The 19,885-nt window shown below is 68.3% G+C and carries 18 protein-coding genes, 1 tRNA gene and 1 pseudogene; 6 read left to right on the forward strand and 14 right to left on the reverse strand.

Features of this window, described 5'->3' with window-relative positions; genetic code table 11:
• Nucleotides 1-249 precede the first annotated feature (249 nt).
• The 6 genes and pseudogenes from ACFPN9_RS03135 to ACFPN9_RS03160 all read right to left on the reverse strand — a co-directional run bounded on the left by ACFPN9_RS03135 (nt 250) and on the right by ACFPN9_RS03160 (nt 6,582).
• Nucleotides 250-459, reverse strand: a complete 210-nt coding sequence (locus ACFPN9_RS03135) for a sunset domain-containing protein (RefSeq protein WP_305690203.1) — start codon at nt 457-459, stop codon at nt 250-252.
• A gap of 1,022 nt (nt 460-1,481) precedes the next feature.
• Nucleotides 1,482-2,753, reverse strand: coding sequence for a hypothetical protein (locus tag ACFPN9_RS03140; protein ID WP_377815798.1), 1,272 nt, complete (start codon nt 2,751-2,753; stop codon nt 1,482-1,484).
• Between the two features lie 114 nt (nt 2,754-2,867).
• Nucleotides 2,868-3,056: pseudogene (locus ACFPN9_RS03145) on the reverse strand (DUF6538 domain-containing protein); the annotation flags it as partial.
• A gap of 80 nt (nt 3,057-3,136) precedes the next feature.
• A tRNA-Thr gene (locus ACFPN9_RS03150) sits at nt 3,137-3,211 on the reverse strand.
• A gap of 177 nt (nt 3,212-3,388) precedes the next feature.
• The gene (gene pdeM, locus ACFPN9_RS03155) at nt 3,389-4,090 is read right to left on the reverse strand and encodes a ligase-associated DNA damage response endonuclease PdeM (RefSeq protein WP_067254482.1); all 702 of its coding nucleotides are present in this window, start codon (nt 4,088-4,090) and stop codon (nt 3,389-3,391) included.
• 5 nt (nt 4,091-4,095) lie between these two features.
• Nucleotides 4,096-6,582, reverse strand: a complete 2,487-nt coding sequence (locus ACFPN9_RS03160; RefSeq protein WP_377815319.1) for a ligase-associated DNA damage response DEXH box helicase — start codon at nt 6,580-6,582, stop codon at nt 4,096-4,098.
• A gap of 155 nt (nt 6,583-6,737) precedes the next feature.
• Here ACFPN9_RS03160 and ACFPN9_RS03165 point away from each other — a divergent pair, with 155 nt between their 5' ends.
• Nucleotides 6,738-7,769: a PAS domain-containing protein gene (locus ACFPN9_RS03165; protein ID WP_067254477.1), complete on the forward strand. Its 1,032-nt coding sequence runs from the start codon at nt 6,738-6,740 to the stop codon at nt 7,767-7,769.
• A 15-nt stretch (nt 7,770-7,784) separates the two neighbouring features.
• On the opposite strand, the gene ACFPN9_RS03170 is transcribed toward ACFPN9_RS03165, so the two are convergent.
• Both ACFPN9_RS03170 and ACFPN9_RS03175 read right to left on the reverse strand, forming a co-directional pair.
• Nucleotides 7,785-8,183 (reverse strand): response regulator, encoded by a 399-nt coding sequence (locus ACFPN9_RS03170; RefSeq protein ID WP_067254474.1) that lies wholly within the window; start codon nt 8,181-8,183, stop codon nt 7,785-7,787.
• Nucleotides 8,184-8,270: 87 nt separating this feature from the next.
• Nucleotides 8,271-9,233, reverse strand: coding sequence for a class I SAM-dependent DNA methyltransferase (locus tag ACFPN9_RS03175; RefSeq protein WP_377815323.1), 963 nt, complete (start codon nt 9,231-9,233; stop codon nt 8,271-8,273).
• Between the two features lie 23 nt (nt 9,234-9,256).
• On the opposite strand from ACFPN9_RS03175, the gene ACFPN9_RS03180 reads away from it, so the two are divergent.
• Nucleotides 9,257-10,333, forward strand: coding sequence for a ligase-associated DNA damage response exonuclease (locus ACFPN9_RS03180; RefSeq protein WP_245282399.1), 1,077 nt, complete (start codon nt 9,257-9,259; stop codon nt 10,331-10,333).
• Between the two features lie 4 nt (nt 10,334-10,337).
• Here ACFPN9_RS03180 and ACFPN9_RS03185 read toward each other — a convergent pair whose 3' ends face one another.
• Nucleotides 10,338-11,105, reverse strand: a complete 768-nt coding sequence (locus ACFPN9_RS03185) for an SGNH/GDSL hydrolase family protein (RefSeq protein ID WP_197426511.1) — start codon at nt 11,103-11,105, stop codon at nt 10,338-10,340.
• Between the two features lie 116 nt (nt 11,106-11,221).
• Here ACFPN9_RS03185 and ACFPN9_RS03190 point away from each other — a divergent pair, with 116 nt between their 5' ends.
• The 3 genes from ACFPN9_RS03190 to ACFPN9_RS03200 all read left to right on the forward strand — a co-directional run bounded on the left by ACFPN9_RS03190 (nt 11,222) and on the right by ACFPN9_RS03200 (nt 14,007).
• On the forward strand, nt 11,222-12,859 hold the full coding sequence (locus ACFPN9_RS03190; protein WP_066716830.1) for a cisplatin damage response ATP-dependent DNA ligase: 1,638 nt from the start codon (nt 11,222-11,224) through the stop codon (nt 12,857-12,859).
• 112 nt (nt 12,860-12,971) lie between these two features.
• Nucleotides 12,972-13,652 (forward strand): response regulator, encoded by a 681-nt coding sequence (locus ACFPN9_RS03195; protein ID WP_066716828.1) that lies wholly within the window; start codon nt 12,972-12,974, stop codon nt 13,650-13,652.
• Nucleotides 13,653-13,737: 85 nt separating this feature from the next.
• A complete protein-coding gene (locus tag ACFPN9_RS03200; protein ID WP_066716827.1) occupies nt 13,738-14,007 on the forward strand; it encodes a DUF6460 domain-containing protein in 270 nt (89 codons plus the stop codon).
• A 13-nt stretch (nt 14,008-14,020) separates the two neighbouring features.
• On the opposite strand, the gene ACFPN9_RS03205 is transcribed toward ACFPN9_RS03200, so the two are convergent.
• From ACFPN9_RS03205 to ACFPN9_RS03220, 4 genes are all read right to left on the reverse strand, one after another.
• On the reverse strand, nt 14,021-15,085 hold the full coding sequence (locus ACFPN9_RS03205) for a ligand-gated ion channel (RefSeq protein ID WP_066716825.1): 1,065 nt from the start codon (nt 15,083-15,085) through the stop codon (nt 14,021-14,023).
• Entirely contained in the window at nt 15,085-16,050 is a 966-nt protein-coding gene (locus ACFPN9_RS03210; RefSeq protein WP_066716823.1) for a cache domain-containing protein, read from the reverse strand. The genes ACFPN9_RS03205 and ACFPN9_RS03210 overlap by 1 nt, the downstream gene beginning before the upstream one ends.
• A gap of 143 nt (nt 16,051-16,193) precedes the next feature.
• A complete protein-coding gene (locus tag ACFPN9_RS03215; RefSeq protein ID WP_066716821.1) occupies nt 16,194-17,282 on the reverse strand; it encodes a quinone-dependent dihydroorotate dehydrogenase in 1,089 nt (362 codons plus the stop codon).
• A complete protein-coding gene (locus ACFPN9_RS03220) occupies nt 17,279-17,623 on the reverse strand; it encodes a DUF952 domain-containing protein (protein ID WP_066716813.1) in 345 nt (114 codons plus the stop codon). Before ACFPN9_RS03220 ends, ACFPN9_RS03215 begins: the two co-directional genes overlap by 4 nt.
• A gap of 165 nt (nt 17,624-17,788) precedes the next feature.
• Between ACFPN9_RS03220 and ACFPN9_RS03225 the strand changes: the two genes are divergently transcribed.
• Nucleotides 17,789-18,418 (forward strand): S24 family peptidase, encoded by a 630-nt coding sequence (locus ACFPN9_RS03225; protein ID WP_066716806.1) that lies wholly within the window; start codon nt 17,789-17,791, stop codon nt 18,416-18,418.
• 7 nt (nt 18,419-18,425) lie between these two features.
• On the opposite strand, the gene ACFPN9_RS03230 is transcribed toward ACFPN9_RS03225, so the two are convergent.
• A complete protein-coding gene (locus ACFPN9_RS03230) occupies nt 18,426-19,883 on the reverse strand; it encodes a sensor histidine kinase (RefSeq protein ID WP_066716805.1) in 1,458 nt (485 codons plus the stop codon).
• Between the last annotated feature and the right edge of the window lie 2 nt (nt 19,884-19,885).

The raw sequence follows: 19,885 nt of genomic DNA on the forward strand, positions 1-19,885 counted from the left end.
GGAGAACTCTGAACCTCTTGCTCTTCCATGCCGACCTCCTCTCCAGAGGGGTCAGTTCCTCATGGCGTCAGGGGGGCAGTTTGTCGTGGCGCCTGACACCGCTGCCCAGCTCACGGTCTCTGAGAACGACCGCGAAGGTCCCGTCTTCCGCCGATACAGGGCACTCCCGGCAGAACTCCGCGCCCGGTCTCCGGAGGTGGCAGCATGTGCGTAGCGGCAGTTGCGGCCGCCGGCTCACCGGGCGTGTAGCTACACCTGCGCCCGGCGCCATCCCGCCGCTATGGCCTCAGCCTCGGAACAGAACCACCGCTCGCCCCGCCAAGGCTTGATGCTGACGTCACCGTAATAGCGTTGGCCCGGCAGGTGATAGATGCGCTCGCCGCTACCGTCGCTGATGTTGCCGCGAATGGTGCAGTTAGGCGAAAGCGCCGATTGCAAAGGCGTTCTGTAGAGCGCCATGCCGCCCGCCAGCACCAGCCCAGCAACAAAGACGGCGTTGCGGGGGCGGGCGATCCACCTCCGCCATGCTGGCGCCCTGCGCCGCTGTCGAAACCGACCCTGCCTCATGCAGAGACCGTACAGGGCAGGCGTTTCAGGCCAGTTACGGCGATCCGAGCAAATCAATCCAACAGCCCCGTCGTGCCTCAGTGCCGGCGGGGTCTTTTTGTTAGCACCCAAGGAAACCTCAGATGCCTTATGCAGCCCCCCAGACCCGGCGCGACAGGCGCAGGGACTACATGCGCGAACTGATGCGAGAGCGGAGAGCACGAGCCCGCACCCAATCGGCCGTTAGCACCGCCGTGCCTGTTAGCTCCGCGGTTAGCTCCCGCCCGGAGGTTAGCACCCCTGTTAGCTCCCGCCCGGCCGTTAGCACCGCAGAGCGCGTTAGCCCCCCTGTTGGCACCACCGTTAGCTCCCGCCCGCCCGACAACCCCGGCTCGCAGATCAACCGTCCCGAGAAGCCCCGCGTTGTCTTCCGGCCGGTGGAGCGCCCACCGACGGGCTTGACCCCTATGGTGAAGGCCCGCGCGAGAAAGCTGCATCGTTTGTTCTCGAACGGAGGCAACGAGGCCGAGCGCGGAGCTGCACGATGTCGGCTGGTGGAAACGGCCGCAACTGCGGGAGTGTCGGTAGGTGACCTCATGGCAGCGATAGGTCTCCCGCGCGATGCACTGGACCTGCCCGATGCGTGACCGCTCGGGACCCTTCCGCCCGACCTCCGGGCCGATAATGATGCCGCCAGCCGACAGGCAGTGATCGAACAGGGCTTGGCCCATCTCAGGGGCAAGCCAGAGGCCGGTACGCTGTCCCCTGAGGAGAAGTTCTTGCTCCGCCGGATGGAAGCCTATGACGAGGCACTGCGGGATGGCGCTGCGCTACAGGCCCGGCTCGACAGGCTCCTTGTGGTAATCGAGCGGGACGAACGGGGCAGGCCGGAAGGCTGCAATAGGGCCTCCCGGTAGGTGCAGTCTGACTGCACTTTAAGAGGCCGGTCCGCCGGGGCCGTCGGTCCTCTGCGTCTCGATAGGAGAAGGAACGCGCCGGAGGTCTTTCAGCACCTCGTCGGGCATTCCCCGATAGCCCCTGCCATAGCCTGCGCCAGCGTTCCGGGGATTGTACCGTCCGGTGATTGCGTCCACCAACTCCTCAGGGGCGCGAACCTTCCGCAACTCGTCCTCAAGACGATGCCGCCAAGAGTGATTTGGGCCCTTCTTGGCACTTGTGATGCCGACCACCCCGCGCACCCACTGCCCGCTTTGGCGTGTGGCAGGCGGTATTCGGCTGCCATGTTTGTCCGGCGTGATCGAAGGGAAAAGCGGCCCGTCCGCGTCCCCTCTCAGTCCGGCGACGTAGTCCAGAAAGCCCTCTGCCACCAGCGCCGGATGAATTGGGACCATGCGTTGGAAGATGTCATTCTTCCCCTCCCGGCCGGCGAGAGGGACGATGTCGAAAATCCATACCCCGGCTTCCTTTCGGATGTCGCGCCGCCGAAGCTCCACCAATTCGCTGATGCGGGCGCCAGTGAAGCACAGCGCCCACGGTAGCCACCGCATCCATCCTTCTTCTTTCCGCGCAGCGAGCAGAAGGGCCTTGGCTTCGTCGTCCTCGTAGCGGTCTCTCGCTGGCGGTCCCCTGCGCTTCCCAGTCGGCGCAAGGCCGGTGAAGGCGTTGCCCGCCAGCTTCTTATTCTTGACCGCCCAATTGCAGACGGCCCCCATCGCCAACACGTCGTCAGCTACTGTGCCGGCGTCGCGCCCCTCCTTGAGCCGCGCTTCTTTGAACGTGACCACCAGTTCCGGCGTCACCCGGCGGAGGTCGTCAAACCCCAAGATGCGCGTGAGCTGCCGGAATTTACCCCCGTAGGCCCGTAGCGTGGCCGGTGCGGGGGTGCGCTCGGCTGCCCATAGGGTCAGTAAGGTTTCCGCCGTCAGGGGTTCCTCAGTTGCCGATGGCTGCGGCTTCTCGGCTGCGGCGGCGGCGGGGACAGGCGGGAAGGCGGCAAGGTTCTGGTCTGGCGAATAGTCCCCCTCCGCCCTGCGGGACAGGGTGGCCGCTGCTTTGAGCTTGGTGCGGTACATCGCGGAGGCGAGGCGGCGGAGGCTGTCTTGATCGGCCGGAATGCCGTGCGCCCGCGTGATCCTGATTGCGTCGGCGACATCCGCCTTGCTTGGGCCCACCGGCTCGTCTGTCTCGCTGTCCCGCTCCAGCTCGTCATAGAGGTGATCGGCGTAGGCCAGCCAATCCTCCGCCAATCCAGGGTCATCTTCCCAGAGCCCTACGGTCTCCCTGTAGAGTTCCCCGCAGAGGGCCGTGATGTCCCGATGCGACAGACGCCGTGCGGGACCAAGCGAAGCGCGAGCCGCCGCGAACTCCTCGTCTATCTTCCGGTTGGCAGCAGGGGCTCGCCTCTTGGCCTCCTCAGGGTCTTTGGTGCGGAGGCTGATTACCCGCTCACCCTTCCCAATGATGGATCGAATGTCCCTCGGGACACGCCGTCGAATTTGATAGATGCCGGTTTTGGGATGCTTGGTCGGGCGAGACATCGGAAGGGCCATGTGTAGCACCTCTGTGTATCACCAGAGGCGAACTAACCCATTGTTTCTCTTATTTTCTCAGCCGCATCAAGGAGATGGGCTGGTGCTGCGAGAGAGGATTGAACTCTCGACCTCACCATTACCAATGGTGTGCTCTACCACTGAGCTACCGCAGCAGGATCGTCGGCCAGGTTGCTCTGCGGTCGCCGGGGCGAGGGCAGGGCGGGCGTCGTTCCGAAGCGGCGTCCTGATGCCACAAGCGCCGGGTGGACGCAACCCACATCGTCGCGGCACGGACGAGATGGTCTATGGCCCTGCGGTCGGCCGCCGGCGTGGGGTCGGCCCGTCCGCGTTCAGTCCGGCAGCAGCAGCCGCGGGTCGATGCGGAAGAGCCGGGCGTCGCCGAGCAGATGGGCGCTGTAGCCGGCGCCCAGCAGCGGCCCGAAGGCGGCATCGCGCAGGTTCAGCCCGCCGGCATAGGCGCCCATGGCCGGCATGACGCAGCGCCGGGCCGACAGCGCGAAGCAGCGCCGCCGGAGCGCCCGCCCGCGCATCCTGATCTTTGCGGCCGGATGAAGATGGCCGGCGATCTCGAACCCCGTCTCACACGCATCAGGCTCGTGGCGCAGGGTGACGCCGCGAAGATCGACGGTTGCGGCGCTGTCGCCCCCCATCGCCGCGCTGATCTGCGGGTCGTGATTCCCGGTCACCCAGAGCCAGTCGCGGCCTGCCTGCAGCCGCTTCAGCGTCGCGCGGTTGTCTTCGTCGAGGCGGATTTCCGCGTCGCGGTCGTGGAAGCTGTCGCCGAGCGCGATGACGCGCGTGGGCGCATGGCGGGCGATCGCGGCCGCAAGCGCCGCCAGCGTCGCCGCCGAATCATAGGGCGGCAGAAAGACGCCGCGCCTCGCATAGGAGGAGCCTTTTTCGAGATGCAGGTCGGCGACGACGAGCGTGCGCTCGTCGGGCAGCCAGAGCGCGCCCGAATGATCGGGCACGACCACGAGCCGGCCAAGCAGAAAGACCGCTTCAGTCGGCACCCTGTCGCTGGCCGCCAATGCGTTCACGCCATCGCCTCTTCGGTCAGCATCGCCTCGGCCTCCGCCAGGATCTCGTCGGCCGCCTCGCCATAGACCGCCTCGCGGCCGATCTCGAGCATGACGGAGACGCCGAGCGGCGACACATGATCCAGCGGCTGATGCACGATTCGCCCGCTGATCCGTGTCAGCATCTGGCCCAGGCGCTTGATGTCGAGCAAGCCCGTCGCGGCATCCGCGCGTGCGGCCTTGAGCAGCACATGCTCGGGCTCGTGCCGGCGCAGCACGTCGTAGACGAGATCGGTCGACATGGTGACCTGCCGGCCATTCTTCTCCTGGCCGGGAAAGCGCCGCTCGATCAGGCCGGCGATCACGGCGCATTGCCGGAAGGTGCGCTTCATCAGCGCCGATTCCGCCAGCCACTCCTCGAGATCGTCGCCCAGCATATCCTGCGAGAACAGCTCGTCGAGGCTTAAGCTGCCCCGCGCGATCGCGGCCGTCATGTCGCCGAGCCCCCAGCAGGCCATGCCATAATCATTGCAGACGAAGCCGAGCGGCCGCATCCGCGCGCGCTCCAGCCGGCGCGTCAGCAGCATGCCGAGCGTCTGATGGGCGAGGCGCCCCTCGAAGGGATAGGCGACGAGGTAGAAGCGCCCGCCGCGCGGGAAGGTCTCGACCAGCAATTCGCCGGGCTTGGGCAGGCGCGATTTCAGCCGCTGCGCATGCAGCCAGGACGAGACCTCCTCGGGCAGGGCGTCCCACTCCTTCGGATCGGCGAGCATCGCCCGCACGCGTGCGGCGAGAAAGGTCGAGAGCGGGAATTTGCCGCCGGCATAGGAGGGGATCTTCGGGTCCGTGCCCGGCGCGGCGCGCGAACAGACCGCCTCGTTGCCGCTGATGCCCTCGAAGCGCAGCACCTCGCCGGCGAAGATGAAGGTGTCGCCCGGAACAAGCGTCTCGGCGAAGTACTCCTCGATCTCGCCGAGCACGCGCCCGCCGCGGAGAGGAGTCTGCGGCTGGCCGGGCTGGCCGGCGCGGGCCTTGCCGAGCCGGACCTTCATCATCGTCGATTCGACGATGGTGCCGACATTCATGCGGTATTGCTGGATCACCTTGGCGTTGCTGGCGCGCCAATGCCCCGCCTTGACCTGGCGGAGCTTGGCGAAGCGCTCATAGCTCCTCAGCGCATAGCCTCCGGTCGCGACGAAGTTCACCACCGCGTCGAAATCGGCGCGTTCCAGCCCGGCATAGGGGGAGGCGGTGCAGACCTCCCGGTAGAGCGCCTCGGAGTCGAACCCGTCCGAGCAGGCGACGCCGAGAACATGTTGGGCCAGCACGTCGAGCGCCCCGATGCGGGCATCCGCCGTGTCCTGCGCGGCCTCGGCCACGGCATCGAGCGCAGCCCGGCACTCCAGCAGCTCGAAACGGTTGGAAGGCACGAGCAGCGCCTGCGAGGGCTCGTCCATGCGGTGGTTGGAGCGGCCGATGCGCTGCATCAGCCGGCTTGCGCCCTTCGGCGCGCCGATATTGACGACGAGATCGACATCGCCCCAGTCGATGCCGAGATCGAGCGTCGCGGTGCAGACGACCGCCTTCAGCCGCCCCTCGGCCATCGCCGCCTCGACCTTGCGGCGCTGCGTGGCGTCGAGCGAGCCGTGATGCAGCGCGATCGGCAGATTGTCGTCATTGATCGTCCACAGCGCCTGGAAGGCGAACTCCGCCTGCATGCGCGTATTGACGAAGACCAGCGTCAGCTTGTGCGCCTTGATGGCCTCGTAGATCGCCCCCATCGCATGGCCGGTGGTGTGGCCGGCCATGGGCAGGCGTGTCGGCGTCTGCAGGATGCCGATGCGCGCCGCCGCCCCGCCCTTCACGGTGACGAGGCCGGCCGGCGTCTCGCTGCCCCCGAGGAATCGCTGCAGATCGGCCGGCTCGCGCACCGTCGCGGAGAGTCCGACCGCGCTGACCTGCGGGGCGAGGCTGCGCAGCCGTGCCAGATCGAGGGAGAGCAGGTCGCCGCGCTTGGAGGTCACCAGCGCATGCAGCTCGTCGAGCACGATCCGCCGCAGGCTGGCGAAGAAAGGCGCAGCGTCGCGATGCGAGACCAGCAAGGCGAGCTGCTCCGGCGTCGTCAGCAGGATGTCGGGCGGCGTCCTGATCTGCCGCGTGCGCTTGGCGGCGGAGGTGTCGCCCGTCCGGGTCTCGACAGCTATGGGCAGCCCCATCTCGCGGATCGGCGCCTCGAGATTGCGCGCGATGTCGACGGCCAGCGCCTTCGGCGGCGAGATGTAGAGGGTGTGCAGCCCCTCGCGCTTGCCGTCGCGCTGCGACAGCTCGACCAGCGAGGGCAGGAAGCCGGCGAGCGTCTTGCCGGCTCCTGTCGGTGCCACCAGCAGCGTCGAGCGCCCCGCACGGGCCTCTTCGAGCAGAGCGAGCTGATGCGGCCGTGCGCTCCAGCCGCGGCTGGCGAACCAGGTCTCGAAGGCGGGAGGAAGCGGGGAGGGCGCGGCCATAGAGAACAGAGATAGGATGGCTGCAGCCGGAACGAAAGGCGAATATCCCTATGCCGCCCGGTTGCACTGGCCCTGGCATCGGCCCTGTGCAACAAAACCGCGTCCCCGGCGTTTGAGCCGCTATCTGCTCCCGCCGGGAGCCCGAGGTCCCGCCTTTGCCCGATACCCACCTGTACCAAGCCGGGCTGCCGGTCACCGAAGCGACCTTCAAGATCCTGACCGATGTGATGCCGCAGATGGTCTGGTCGACGCGGCCGGACGGCTTCCACGATTACTACAACGAGCGCTGGTACGAGTTCACCGGCGTCCCGCGTGGTTCGACCGATGGCGAGGGCTGGGCCGGGCTGTTCCACGAGGAGGACCAGCCGGAAGCCTGGCGGCGCTGGCGCCATTCGTTGGCGACGGGCGAGGTCTATGAGGTCGAGTACCGGCTGCGCCACAATTCCGGACAGTATCGCTGGACGATCGGCCGCGCCCAGCCGGTGCGCGATGCGGAGGGACGGATTGTCCGCTGGATCGGCACCTGCACGGACATCCACGAGGCGAAGCTCGCGGCCGAAGCCAATGAATTGCTGAGCCACGAGCTCAGTCACCGCATCAAGAACATCTTCTCCGTGGTCGGCAGCCTGATCGCGCTCTCGGCCCGGGAGTTCCCGGAGGCCAAGGACTTCGCCGCCCAGTTCCGCGAGCGCGTCTCGGCGCTGGCGCGGGCCCATGAATTCGTGCGCCCCCACAGCGAGGCGTCGCAGCCGGTCATCGGCCGCACCACGATCAAGGGCCTGCTGGACAACCTGTTCTCGCCTTATCCGGCGGTGAGCGAGGGGCGGCTGACGGTGACGGGCGAGGACGCCACGGTCGACGACCGCGGCGCCACGCCGATCGCGCTGCTCTTCCACGAACTCGCCACCAACGCCGTCAAATATGGCGCGTTGTCCGCCGAAACCGGGAGAGTCGACATCGCGATCCGTCACGACGGCGACGAGATCATCCTGCGCTGGACGGAAACGGGCGGCCCCGAGATCGAGGGCGAGCCGGGCCGGACGGGATTTGGCACCCGGCTGGCGGAGATGAGCGTCGGCCGGCAGCTCGGGGGCCGCCTGACACGCGACTGGAAGCGCGAGGGGCTGGTCGTGGAGGTCGCGGTCGCGGCGGCGCGGTTGGCGCGGGATCTCGACTCCCAAGCCTGAAACGGGCTGCGAAGGTCAGAACACCCGCAGCCGGCTCGGCGGCTGGGCCGGTCTTCCAGCGGCGCGGCTCGTGACGTAATCGAGCAGTTCCGCCAGATCGCGGTCGGCCACCGGCTTGTCGAACACGCCGATCGCATTCTCGATCCGCTGCTGCAGCATGCGCGGATTGGCGGTGATGAAGACGACGGCGATGCCCAGATCGGCGAGCTTGGCCCCGACCGCAGGGCCAGTCGGCCCGTCGGCGAGATTGACGTCGACCAGCGCGACATCGGGCTCTTCGGTGGCGGCCAGCGCGAGCGCCTCCCGGGAGGTCGCGGCGATGCCGACGGGATGATGGCCGAGATCCTCGACGATCGCCTCCGTCTCCATGGCGATCAGGACCTCGTCCTCGACAATCAGAACTCTGGTGGACATGGGCTTCGGCTTCGGTGCTCCGCGGGCGCTTCTATATCGCGCGAAACGAACGATTGTTCCCACCGCGGCACCCTGCCGCAGCGGCAGTCAGGCGGCCCGCCGGGCGGCCACGAGCAGGCCGGGAACCGCAGCGCCACGGTCCTGACGCGTGCTGACGGGTTCGAGCGAGACGATCTCGAGCCCCGTTTCAGCAAGCCTCTGCCTCAACCAGCCCTCCGCATGCGCGAACCGCCGATCCTCACCCACCACCACGCCCTCGCCTTCGTGGCTCTGGACCGTGAAGATCAGGAGCCCGTCCAGAGACAGGACGCGGGCCGCCTGGGCGAAGGCCGGCCGCAATTCGCCGAGATAGACGAAGACGTCGGCCGCCAGCAGGAGATCGGCGCTGGCGTCTGGGCGGCTGGCGAGGAAAGCGGTGAGGCCCGCCACGGCGAGCTTGTCGTAGAGCGGCGAGCCATCGCCTTTCGTCTTGGCCCGAGCCCGCTCGATCATGCGCGGCGAGAGATCGCAACCGGCGAGGAAACCGGCCTCGTTTCGGATCGCCTCGCCCATCAGTCCGGTGCCGCAACCGAGGTCGAAGACGGTCGCGAACCGGAAGGCGCGGCCGGCGTTTTCACAGAGCCGAGCCAGCGTGGCCTTGATCAGTTCCGGAGCATTGTAGTGCAGCGCCTGCGTCAGATGGCTGTCGAACCGGTCGGCATAGCCATCGAAGAGCGTGCCGGAGAAATTCTCGGAGGTCGCGTCTTCGGCTGCCATCGCGCCGATCCGCGCGAGGTCGAGCCGAGCACCGAAATGGTCATTGGGGTCGAGCGTCAGGCATTGCCGCCAGGCGGTCGCCGCCTCCTCCTTGTGGCCCAGCGCCTCCTGCGCGAGGCCGTAGAGATGCCAGGCGGCGGTGAAGTGGTAGGCCTGCGCCAGCGTCTGGTCGAGGATCTCGACGCAGTCCTGCGCGTCTCCCTCCTTGAACGCAGCCTCGGCCCAGCCATAGCGGCGGTCCAGCGTCGGATCGCCGGAACTGGCGGAATGCGCGGTCGGGGCCTTTTCGATCATGCGCGCGGGTCTATCTGAGGAGTATGACGCTGGCCAGACGCAACGCGCCGGGGACGATGCGCCCCTCCGATCTGCTGATCCCGACGCCGGCCGGCCTCTGGTGCCCCCCGGCCGATGTCTACATCGACCCGGTGCGGCCGGTGGCGCGGGCGCTCATCACGCATGGCCATTCCGATCATGCCAGAGCCGGCCATGGCGCCGTGCTGGCGACGCGCGAGACCCTCGCCATCATGGCGCTGCGCTATGGCGAGGGCTTTACGGCTCAGCGACAGGAAGCCGTTCCGGGCGAGACGGTCCGGATCGGCGAGGTGGAATTCACCTTCGTGCCGGCCGGGCATGTGCTGGGATCGGCGCAGATCGTCGTCGAATGCGGCGGCCTGCGGATCGTCGCCTCCGGCGACTACAAGCGCGAGCGCGACCCGACCTGCGCCGGCTTCGAACCTGTGCCCTGCGACATCTTCATCACCGAGGCGACCTTCGGCCTGCCGGTCTTCCGCCACCCGCCCGCCCATGCCGAGGTCGGCAAGCTCCTGGAATCGGTCCGGCTCTTTCCCGAGCGAACGCATATCGTCGGCGCCTATTCGCTGGGGAAGGCGCAGCGCGTCATGGCCCTGATCCGCGAAGCCGGCTACGACCGCCCGCTCTATCTCCATGGCGCGATGGAGAAGCTGACCGAGTTCTACATCTCCGAAGGCGCGCAGCTCGGCGAGGTCCGCAAGGTCGTCGCCGCGGAGCGCAAGACGCTGGGCGGCGAGATCGTCATCTGCCCGCCGAGCGCAATCCAGGATCTGTGGGCGCGGAAGTTTCCCGATCCGGTGACGAGTTTCGCCTCAGGCTGGATGCGGATCCGCGCCCGCGCCCGCCAGAAGGGCGTCGAACTGCCCCTGATCGTCTCCGACCATGCCGACTGGGACGATCTCCAGGCCACCATCCGCGAGACGGGCGCTGGCGAGATCTGGGTCACTCATGGCGAGGCCGATGCACTCGTCCACTGGTGCACGAGCGTCGGCCTGCGCGCCAGGCCGCTGCATCTTGTGGGTTATGGTGATGAGGGCGAGGCCGAGGCTGCCGTGGAGGGCGCCGATGCCGTTCCGGTCTGAAGCGCTAGCGCGTCTGCGCGACGACGGGCCGGCCACCGGTGGTCAGAGAGACGAGACCCGCCGCCATGTCGCGGGCGAGGCAGTCATAACCCGCATCGCTCATATGGAAGCTGTCCGCCGCGAGCGCGGCCTTGAAGGCCTGGGCATCGGCATCGTGCCATTCCCGCATCGTCTCGTAGCGCGTGAACACGGGAACGCTCTCGCGCTTGGCGACGTCGGCGATTGCATCGACATAGGTTCGATAGCGCGCCGGCTCCCGGATGCCGGGAAAATACTGCGGGTCGAGCAGAGCGAGGCTGACGCCGGCGTTTTTCACCACGGCGATGCCGTCGGCGATCATCGCGCGGAAAGCCGCCATGTCGCCGCCGCGCACGGCGTCGTTGGTGCCGACCTGCCAGATCACCAGATCGTAGCGGCGCTCGCTCAGGGCTTTCTTCAACCGGAGCAATGTCTCGGGCGCAATCTCGCCGCCGATGCCGGCATTGGCCACGCTGACCTGGACGCGGGGCCACGCGGCCGACAGCAGGCTCTGCAGTCGCGCAGGGTAGCTCCTGTCGCGGCTGGTGGCGCCGACGCCTTCGGTCGAGGAGGAGCCGATCGCGAGGATGTCCAGCTTGCCGCCTGTTGCGATCCGTGGCGCCAGCGCGGTCAGCTTATGGTTCGGCGCGACGATCGGCGTTTCACGGCAGGTGAAGGCACCGGCCTGGGCGGCGCCCGACAGCGCAGTCGCCAGGGCAATGGCGAGGCCGGCAATCCGGATGGCAGCACGCATGGTCGGCATGTCCCCCTCAGCGATGGTCAGCCTGCGGGCGCCTTCATGAATGGAAACTGAATGATGCCAAGAGTTCGCCGCATTGGTAAACGCCGGCGCGGTCGGGGGACGCGCCGGTGAACCGCTTCGCCTGGCTGCTCGACCGGCTGGCCTATGAGCCGCGCCGCAACGCCAAGCTGGCGCTGATCGCGGACTATCTGCGCAGCACGCCCGATCCGGATCGCGGCCTCGCTCTGGCGGCGATGACCGGGGGGCTGGTCTTCCCCAACGCGAAATCCGGGCTCGTGCGGGCGCTGATCGCCGAGCGCACCGACCCGGTGCTGTTCGCGCTCTCCTATGACTATGTCGGCGACCTCTCGGAGACCGTCGCGCTGATGTGGCCGGCACGGCACGGCGCCAATGACGTGCCGCATCTGCCGGATGTCGTGGAAGGGCTGCGCAGCGTCGGCAAGACCGAATTGCCGCGTCTCGTCGCCTCCTGGCTCGACGCGCTCGACGAGACCGGCCGCTGGGCGCTGCTGAAGCTGATCACCGGCTCGTTGCGCATCGGCGTCTCCGCGCGCCTCGCCAAGACGGCCGCCGCAAGCCTCGGCGGCATCCCTGCCGATGAGGTCGAGCAGGTCTGGCACGGGCTCGAGCCGCCCTATGCCACGCTCTTCGCCTGGCTCGAGGGCAGGGGGCCGCGGCCCGAGGCCACCGATCCCGCGCCCTTCCGACCGGTGATGCTCTCGCACCCGATCGAGGACGGCGATTTCGACAAGATGAACCCGGCCGAATTCCAGGCCGAATGGAAATGGGACGGCATCCGCGTCCAGGCCGTCACCGGCACGCGACCGGATGGCGAGCGCGTCACGCGGCTGTTCTCGCGCACCGGCGAGGACATCGCCGCCGCCTTCCCGGACGTTGTCGAGGCGCTGACGCTGGACGGCGCGCTCGACGGCGAATTGCTGGTGCGGCGGGAGGCGGCCGTCCAGAGCTTCAACAGCCTGCAGCAGCGGCTCAACCGCAAGAGCGTCACCGCGAAGATGCTGCTCGAGCATCCCGCGCATATTCGCGCCTACGACCTGCTCGTCGATGGCGAGGAGGATCTGCGCGATCTGCCGCTCTCGGCGCGCAGGGCGCGGCTGGAGGCCTTCGTCGCGCGCCTCGACAGCCCGATCGTCGATCTCTCCCCGCCGATTGCGTTCCGCGACTGGGACGATCTCGCCGCCGCGCGCGCCGACCCTGCGATGGCCGGCGCCGGCGCCGATGCGGAAGCCGTCGAGGGCTGCATGATCAAGCGCCTCGACTCGCCCTATCTGCCGGGCCGCCCGAAAGGCCATTGGTGGAAATGGAAGCGCGAGGCCAGGCTCATCGACTGCGTGCTGATGTATGCCCAGCGCGGCCACGGCAAGCGCTCCTCCTTCTACTCCGACTTCACCTTCGGCGTCTGGCGTGCCAGCGAGGGCGGGGCGGACGAACTCGTGCCGGTCGGCAAGGCCTATTTCGGCTTCACCGACGAAGAACTGGTCGAACTGGACCGCTATGTCCGCAAGCACACGCTCAACCGCTTCGGGCCGGTCCGCGAGGTCACGCACACTGTCGAGAGCGGTCTCGTCTTCGAAGTCGCCTTCGAAGGGCTGCAGCGCTCGACCCGCCATAAGTCGGGCGTCGCCATGCGCTTTCCCCGGATCAGCCGTATCCGCTGGGACAAACCGCCCCGCGAGGCGGACCGGATCGAGGCGCTGGAGGCGCTGCTGCCGTCGAATGGCTGATTGCGCGCCGCCGCCGGATGGTTCACAGCCTGCCCGTCGGCAGCCCGCGCCGACGGCTTGAACCGGTGCCCGATTGAGGCACAATGCGGGCCGGGCATGAGGATGGGATCCCATGAAACGACAGCCGTCGACACGGATCGTCATCGCGGATGATCATCCGCTCTTCCGCGGCGCCCTGCGCCAGGCCGTCTCCACCGCGCTCGAAGGCGCCGATGTCAGCGAGGTCGGCTCGCTGGAGGCGCTGACCGAGGCGCTCGACAGCGGCGGCGACGCCGATCTCGTCTTGCTCGATCTCACCATGCCGGGCGTGCAGGGCTTTTCCGGGCTGCTCTTCCTGCGGGCGGACCATCCCGAGATCCCGGTCATCGTGGTCTCCGCCAATGACGATCCGGCCGTGATCCGCCGCTGCATCGAGTTCGGCGCGCTCGGCTTCCTGCCCAAGACGGCCGATGTCGAGCAGATGGGCGAGGCGATTCGCGCCGTGCTCGACGGCGGCGTCTGGACGCCTCCGGGCGTCGATCTCACTGCGCCGGTCGAGGCCGAGACGGCGACGATGGTGCGCAACCTCTCGACGCTGACGCCCCAGCAGGTGCGCGTGCTGATGATGCTGTCGGAGGGGCTGCTCAACAAGCAGATCGCCTATGAGCTCGGTGTCTCCGAGGCGACGGTCAAGGCGCATGTCTCGGCGATCCTGACCAAGCTCGACGTCGACAGCCGCACCCAGGCCGTCATCGCCGCCGCCAAGATCGCCGGCACCGCCTGGGCCACGGCCGGAGCCTCCGCCACCTCCTGACCGGCCAGTGGGTTGACAGCCCGTTCAGCCGGGGTTCAACCACCCGGGCGTCTTCTCGACGCGAGAGGACTTGGGATTTTAGGGTATGGCCAACGGCAGGATCGAACGCTTTCTCGGCGGCTCGCCGCTCGGCGTGCTCGTGCGGCTGCTCTTCATCTCGCTGCTCGTCGGCGCGGCGATGGCCTTTCTGGACCTCTCGCCCCGCGCGCTCTTCGATGCTGCGGCCCGCTTCGTCCGCTCGCTCGGCGATCTCGGCTTCGGTGCGCTGCGCGAGGTCGGCCAGTGGATCATCGGCGGCGCGCTGATCGTCGTGCCGCTCTGGCTGCTGTCGCGGCTCTTCGCAGCGCGCCGCTGAGCGGAGCGCCGGCTCAGCCCGGCAGTGCCCTGAGCGCCGCGCCGAGGCAGACGATCAGCATGATGGCCGGCAGCGCCCAGCGCAGGTGATAGCGCAGTGCCGTGGCCTCGGCCGTCCAGCGCCCCTGCGGCGTGGCGATGACGACGGCCAGCGCGATCTCGAACATCAGTACCGCCACGAGATAGAGGTAGCCGAGCGAGATCATCTCGGCGATCGGCGTGTTCAGCGAGATCGAACCCGGGAAGCTCGATTCGAAGGTGAAGCTGATCGCCGCCAGAGCGAGCAGCGAGGAGAAGATCAGCCCGCCCTTGTCCTGCTCCTTGAGGCCGGGCGACCACAGCACGAAGAGCGAAACCGCCAGCACGGCGATGATCGGTACGAAGACGCGCAGCACATAGCGCTGTGCGTCCCGCGCCATCGTGACCGTGGCATTCAGCCGCGAATAGGAGCGCGCGTTCCAGCCCATGGCCGGCTCGCTGGTGAAGCGCAGGCCGATCGGGCGCCAGTCGACGACCGACGGTGTGGCATCGACGCCCGAGAATTGCCGATCCGCCTCGGTGGTGACGATCACCGCCTCCTGCTGCGGGTAGCGCGGCAGCGAGAGCGACAGCGTCAGCCTCTGCTGGTCGAAGGGGAAGGCGTCCATGTTCATGCGAAAACGGAAATCGCTCTCGAACCGCTCGATCAGCATGACCTCGCCATGGGCGTGGACCGACAGCGCGACGCTGCGCGAATCCTTGTCGCCGATCTGGTTGTCGAGCGTCAGGCCCGGCGTCCAGATCGTCTTCAGATACTCGTCCGCCTCGTCCCCGACCCGGTCGTCCCTAGCGAGGCCGCGCGCGATGGCATCGAAGGAAAGCCGCGGATCCTGCCAGCGTTGGGTCAGTTCGACTTGGAGGCGCCCTTGGCCGGCGACCTCCTTGATCTCGAGCACGTTGAGGACGCGCAAAGCGACCCGGACCCGCACCGGCAGTTCGACGCTTTGCGGCAGACCCGTGCGGGAGGCGGCCGCCTCCTCGGCGGAGGCTCCCGCCACCGAGGCGATCAGCAGCGCAGCGATCAGCAGCAGGCGATGCATCACGCGTCCCGCCGCCGGCGCGCCAGCACGAGGAAGCCGACGAAGGCGACGATGCCGCCGCAGAGCGCGATGACCCAGAGCTCCGTCGTCAGTCGCCGCCAGTCCGAGCTGGGCTCCTCCTTCAGCATGATCGCCATGCCGATGAGCCGGCCTGAGAAATCGACCAGCGGCTGCGCCATCACGCCATAGCTCTGGCCGTCGAGCCGGCGCGTGGCGACCTCGACATCCCGCACGGGCTTCGTCGGAACGGCGCGCAGGAAGCGCGCGAACAAGGCCTCATTGGTCGAGGCCATGATCGAAAGATCGCCGATGGAGGGCAGCTTGGGGTCGAGCGCGACACCGCTGAGGGAGGCGGCGGCCACCACGGCGATCTCGGTATTGGTCGCCGTCTTCACCAGGTCCAGCATGGGGCGGATGTCGAGACCGGCCTCGACGCTGCCCAGCAGCGCGCCGCCCTGCTCGATCGGCGCGACGCCGCGGATGCCGATGCCGGCGATGCCGATCTCGACGCCGGTCTGGGAGCGTCGCAGCCGGTTGGCGGCGACAACCATGGCGCGGAAGCCGGAGATGTCGTCGCCATGCTGGTCAGGCCGGTGCATCCGCAGCAGGTAGCGCAGGTCGGGCGAGTGATAGCCGAAGATCTGCACGCTCGCCTGGCGGCTGAGGTACTGGTAGGCGTCCTTGGATAGGGCTTCCAGCCGGGCGCGGTCGCCGGCGGCCAGGGCTTCGCGGATCTGGGGATTGCGCGCGAAGGTCTCCGCCAGGGCAAGCGAGAATTTCGCCGCCTGGTCGAGATTGGCGTCGAGCAGCGAGCCGACGAGCCGCATCTGTGCCGCCCGATCGCGATCCGCGACGCGCTCCACGCTCTCGTGCTGGTGCCAGAGCATGGCCCCGAGAATGAGCCCGATCAGCACCGCGGGCGCGAGTGCGCTCGCCGCAAGCCTCTTCCAGTCGATGATCGGCAAGGCCCCCGCCTTTCGCTATCCCGCCGCACCCGGGCGGCGATGACGGCGGTAGGCATCTGTCGTCGCAGGGTGCGGGAGGCCCGATAGGCCAGGTCGCGGGCGGCGGCAAGAGGCCGCGGCCCGAATGCCGATCGCAATCGCCGCTACAGACCCTTGCCCGCGGCGATGGCGGCGGCATCGCGCCCCACCAGCGCGGCGAGCTTCGGCAGCCCGGCGCGGCGCGCTTCGGCTGCCAGTCCCGCCTTGATCGTCCTCACCAGCCCGGGGCCATGAAACACCATGGCTGAGTAGAACTGCACGAGATCCGCACCGGCTCGGATCTTGGCGAAGGCGGTTTCGGCCGAGTCGATGCCGCCGACACCGATCAGCGGGAACTGCCGCTCGACCCGCAGGAAGGCCTCGGCCAGCAGCCGCGTCGAGCCGGTGAAGAGCGGCTTGCCCGAGAGGCCGCCGGCTTCCCCCCTGGACGGGCTGCGCAGGCTCTCCGGCCGCGCGATGGTGGTGTTGGAGACGATGAGCCCGTCGATTTGGCGCTTGCGCGCGACCGCGATCATGCCGTCGAGTTCCGGCAGGGTGAGATCGGGCGCGATCTTCAGCAGCAGCGGCGTTGGGCGCCCGCCCGCTGCTGCCTCGTCACGCGCGTCCAGGGCCCGGGCGATCAAATCGTCCAGCGCGGCCTCTGCCTGCAGATCACGCAGCCCCGGCGTGTTGGGGGACGAGACATTGACGGTGACGAAGTCGGTCAGGGGTGCGAGCCTGCGTGTCAGCACCGCATAATCGGCCGCCCGGTCGGCCGACTCCTTGTTGGCCCCGAGATTGACCCCGACGATGCCGCCTCGCGCCCGCCGGGCCGCCAGGCGCTGCGCCACGGCCTCCATACCGTCGCTGTTGAGGCCGTAGCGGTTGATCACGGCCGCATCCTCGACCAGCCGGAAGACGCGCGGCTTCGGGTTGCCGGGCTGGGGCAGGGGGGTGACTCCGCCGACCTCGACGAAGCCGAAGCCGAGGCCGAGCGCCCCGTCCACCGCCTCGGCATGCTTGTCGAAGCCCGCCGCGAGACCGACCGGATTGGAGAAGGACAGGCCGAAGGCTTCCGTCGCGAGGACAGGATCATCCGGCGCTGGCCTCAGTGCGGGGGCGGCCGCCAGCGCCGCGACCGTCAGGCGGTGCGCGGTCTCGGCATCCATCTTGTGGATCAGCGGCCGGGCGAGATGGAAGAGCGAGCCGATCACGCAATGTCCTCCGGAATGACGGGGCTGCCGTCGCTGCCCTGGGCCAGCGGCACCACCCAGCGCACGACGCGCGGATCGAGCGGCGCATAGAGATGCGGGAACAGTGCCCCGCCCCGCGACGGCTCGTAGCGCAGGGCCGCGCCGAGCGTATCGCCCTCCACCGCGATCAGCAGCAGATCGCTCTGTCCGGCGAAGTGCTTGGCTGCCGTCTCGCGCAGCTGCCCGCCGGTCGAGAAATGGATGAAGCCGTCGGTGAGGTCGATCGCCGCGCCGTGGAAACGGCCCGCGGCCTCGGCCTCGCGCCAAAGGCTGGCGGGGCAGATCTTGTAGATGAGCGGCACGGGGCGACCTCGGCGAATGACGGTTGCGGACGGCTTAGCGGCTGTCAGGAGGCTTCGCCAATTTTTCTCGTCGCCCGCGGCAGAAATCAGATTGATGTCTTAGGGAATAGGGGATATTTCCTATTCTTATCCCCGGCCAAGGCAACATCCCACGCGAGGTGTGCGGTGCTCTCCCACGACCAGATCTGGAGCGCGATCGACGCCCTTGCCCAGCGTTATGGCTTCACCGCCTCGGGTTTGGCCCGAAAGGCCGGGCTGGACGCCACCACCTTCAACCGCTCCAAGCGGATCGGCCCTGACGGACGCGAGCGCTGGCCCTCGACCGAATCGATCGCGAAGATCCTGGCCGCCACCGGTGCCTCGTTGGACGAGTTCATGAGCGTGGTGATGCGCCGTGGCGCGGCGCCCTCCCGAACCATCCCGCTGATCGGCTTCGCCCAGGCTGGCTCGGGCGGCTTCTTCGACGATGGCGGCTTTCCCGTCGGCACCGGCTGGGAGGAAGTCGCCTTTCCCGGCGTCGCCGACGAGAAGGCCTACGCGCTGGAGATTTCCGGCGATTCGATGCTGCCGCTCTATCGCGACGGCGACACCATCATCGTCTCGCCGACGGCGACGGTGCGCCGGGGCGACCGCGTCGTGGTCAAGACGATCGAGGGCGAGGTGCTGGCCAAGCAGCTCAAGCGCCAGACGGCGAAGACGGTCGAGCTCGCTTCGCTCAATCCCGAGCATGGCGACCGCGTCCTGCCGCTGGCGGAGATCGCCTTCATGGCCCGCGTGATCTGGGCGAGCCAGTAGGCGGCCCTCAGGCCGCGACCGTCCGCGGGGCCGGCAGCGTCACCTTGAACACCGCCCCGATCTCCGAAGGCTCGAGCGCGATCGTGCCGCCATGCAGCCGGACCAGCTCGGCCGCGATGGCGAGGCCGAGGCCGGTGCCGCCCGGTGTCGCCGAGCCGCGGAAGGCCTGAAACAGATTGGCCCGGGCCCGCTCGGGCACGCCCGGTCCGTTATCGGTGACGCGCAGCACGACGGAGCCGTTGTCGCGTGTGGCATGAACGGCCAGCAGCGGGCGCCCGCCGGGCTCAGTGCCGGCTTCGGTGAGTGCCTGAACCGAGTTGCGCATCAGATTGAGCAGGACGCGGGCCATCTGGTCGGGATCGCAGGGGGCGACCAGATCGGCCGGGACCTCGTTGCTGAAGCTCACCTGCGCCGCTTCGGCCAGACCCAGCAGCTCGGCCTGCTCCGCCACCAGCTGGCGCAGCAGGACCTCCCGTAGCACCGGCGTTGCCTCCGCCGCACGGCCATAGGCCAGCGTCGCCTGACAGAAATCGATAGCGCGGCCGAGAGTCGCGATCAGCCGCGGCGCGAAGCGCTTGATCTTGGCGTCGCGCGTTTCGGTCAGCCGGTCCGACATCAGCTGCGCGGCGGCCAGCATGTTGCGCAGGTCGTGATTGATCTTGCTGACGGCGAGCCCGAGCTCCGCGAGATGCTTCTTGGTCCGCAGCTCCCCCGCCAGCGTCATCTGCATGCGCGCCAGGGCACGCTGCGCCTCGCCGATCTCGTCCGCTCGCCGCGTCGGCTCGATGATCCGATGCGGATTTTCGGGATCGACCTCGAACTCCATGACATTCGCCGCCAATTGCCGGATCGGCCCCACGATCATCCAGTTCAGCGCGACATAGACTGCCACGGCCGTCAGACCCGAGATCACCAGCGAGATCAGCAGGAGATTGACCGAGAACTTGAGCATCGCCCGCCGCAGCGGGGCCTCGTCGATGACGATTTCCACGAAATCCGCCCCGCCGACGGCCTCGCCGATGACACGGATCGGCATCTGTGCCGGCAGGATGAGCGTTTCCATCGCCTCCCCGATGGCGCCGAACCAGCCCAGGCTGCGCAGGTCGACCGTGCGCGAAACCGCAGCGGGCGGCATCGAATCGAGGCTGAGCAGGCGCCGCGCCCCACCGACACGCGCCGCGATCGCGCGCGCGCCGACGCCCATCAGCAGCCGATTCTCGCTGCCCTCCGGCAGCCCGTCCTCCGGGGCGCCCTCGAGGACGAGTACGGCAACCTGCGCCGCCGCCAAGCGGTCGTTCAGCCAGTTGCGCCGGAAATTGGCGACGGACGGCAGATAGATCAGCACCTCCGCCACCATGACGAAGAGCACCGTCAGCACGAGCAGCTTCGCCGACAGGCCGAGCCGCGTCAGCCCGCGCGGCAGGCTGACGGAGATCGGCTCGCTGTCCCGTCCCTGGGGCTCCATCG

The sequence above is a fragment of the Allobosea massiliensis genome, from assembly GCF_042655245.1.
Taxonomy (GTDB): domain Bacteria; phylum Pseudomonadota; class Alphaproteobacteria; order Rhizobiales; family Beijerinckiaceae; genus Allobosea; species Allobosea massiliensis.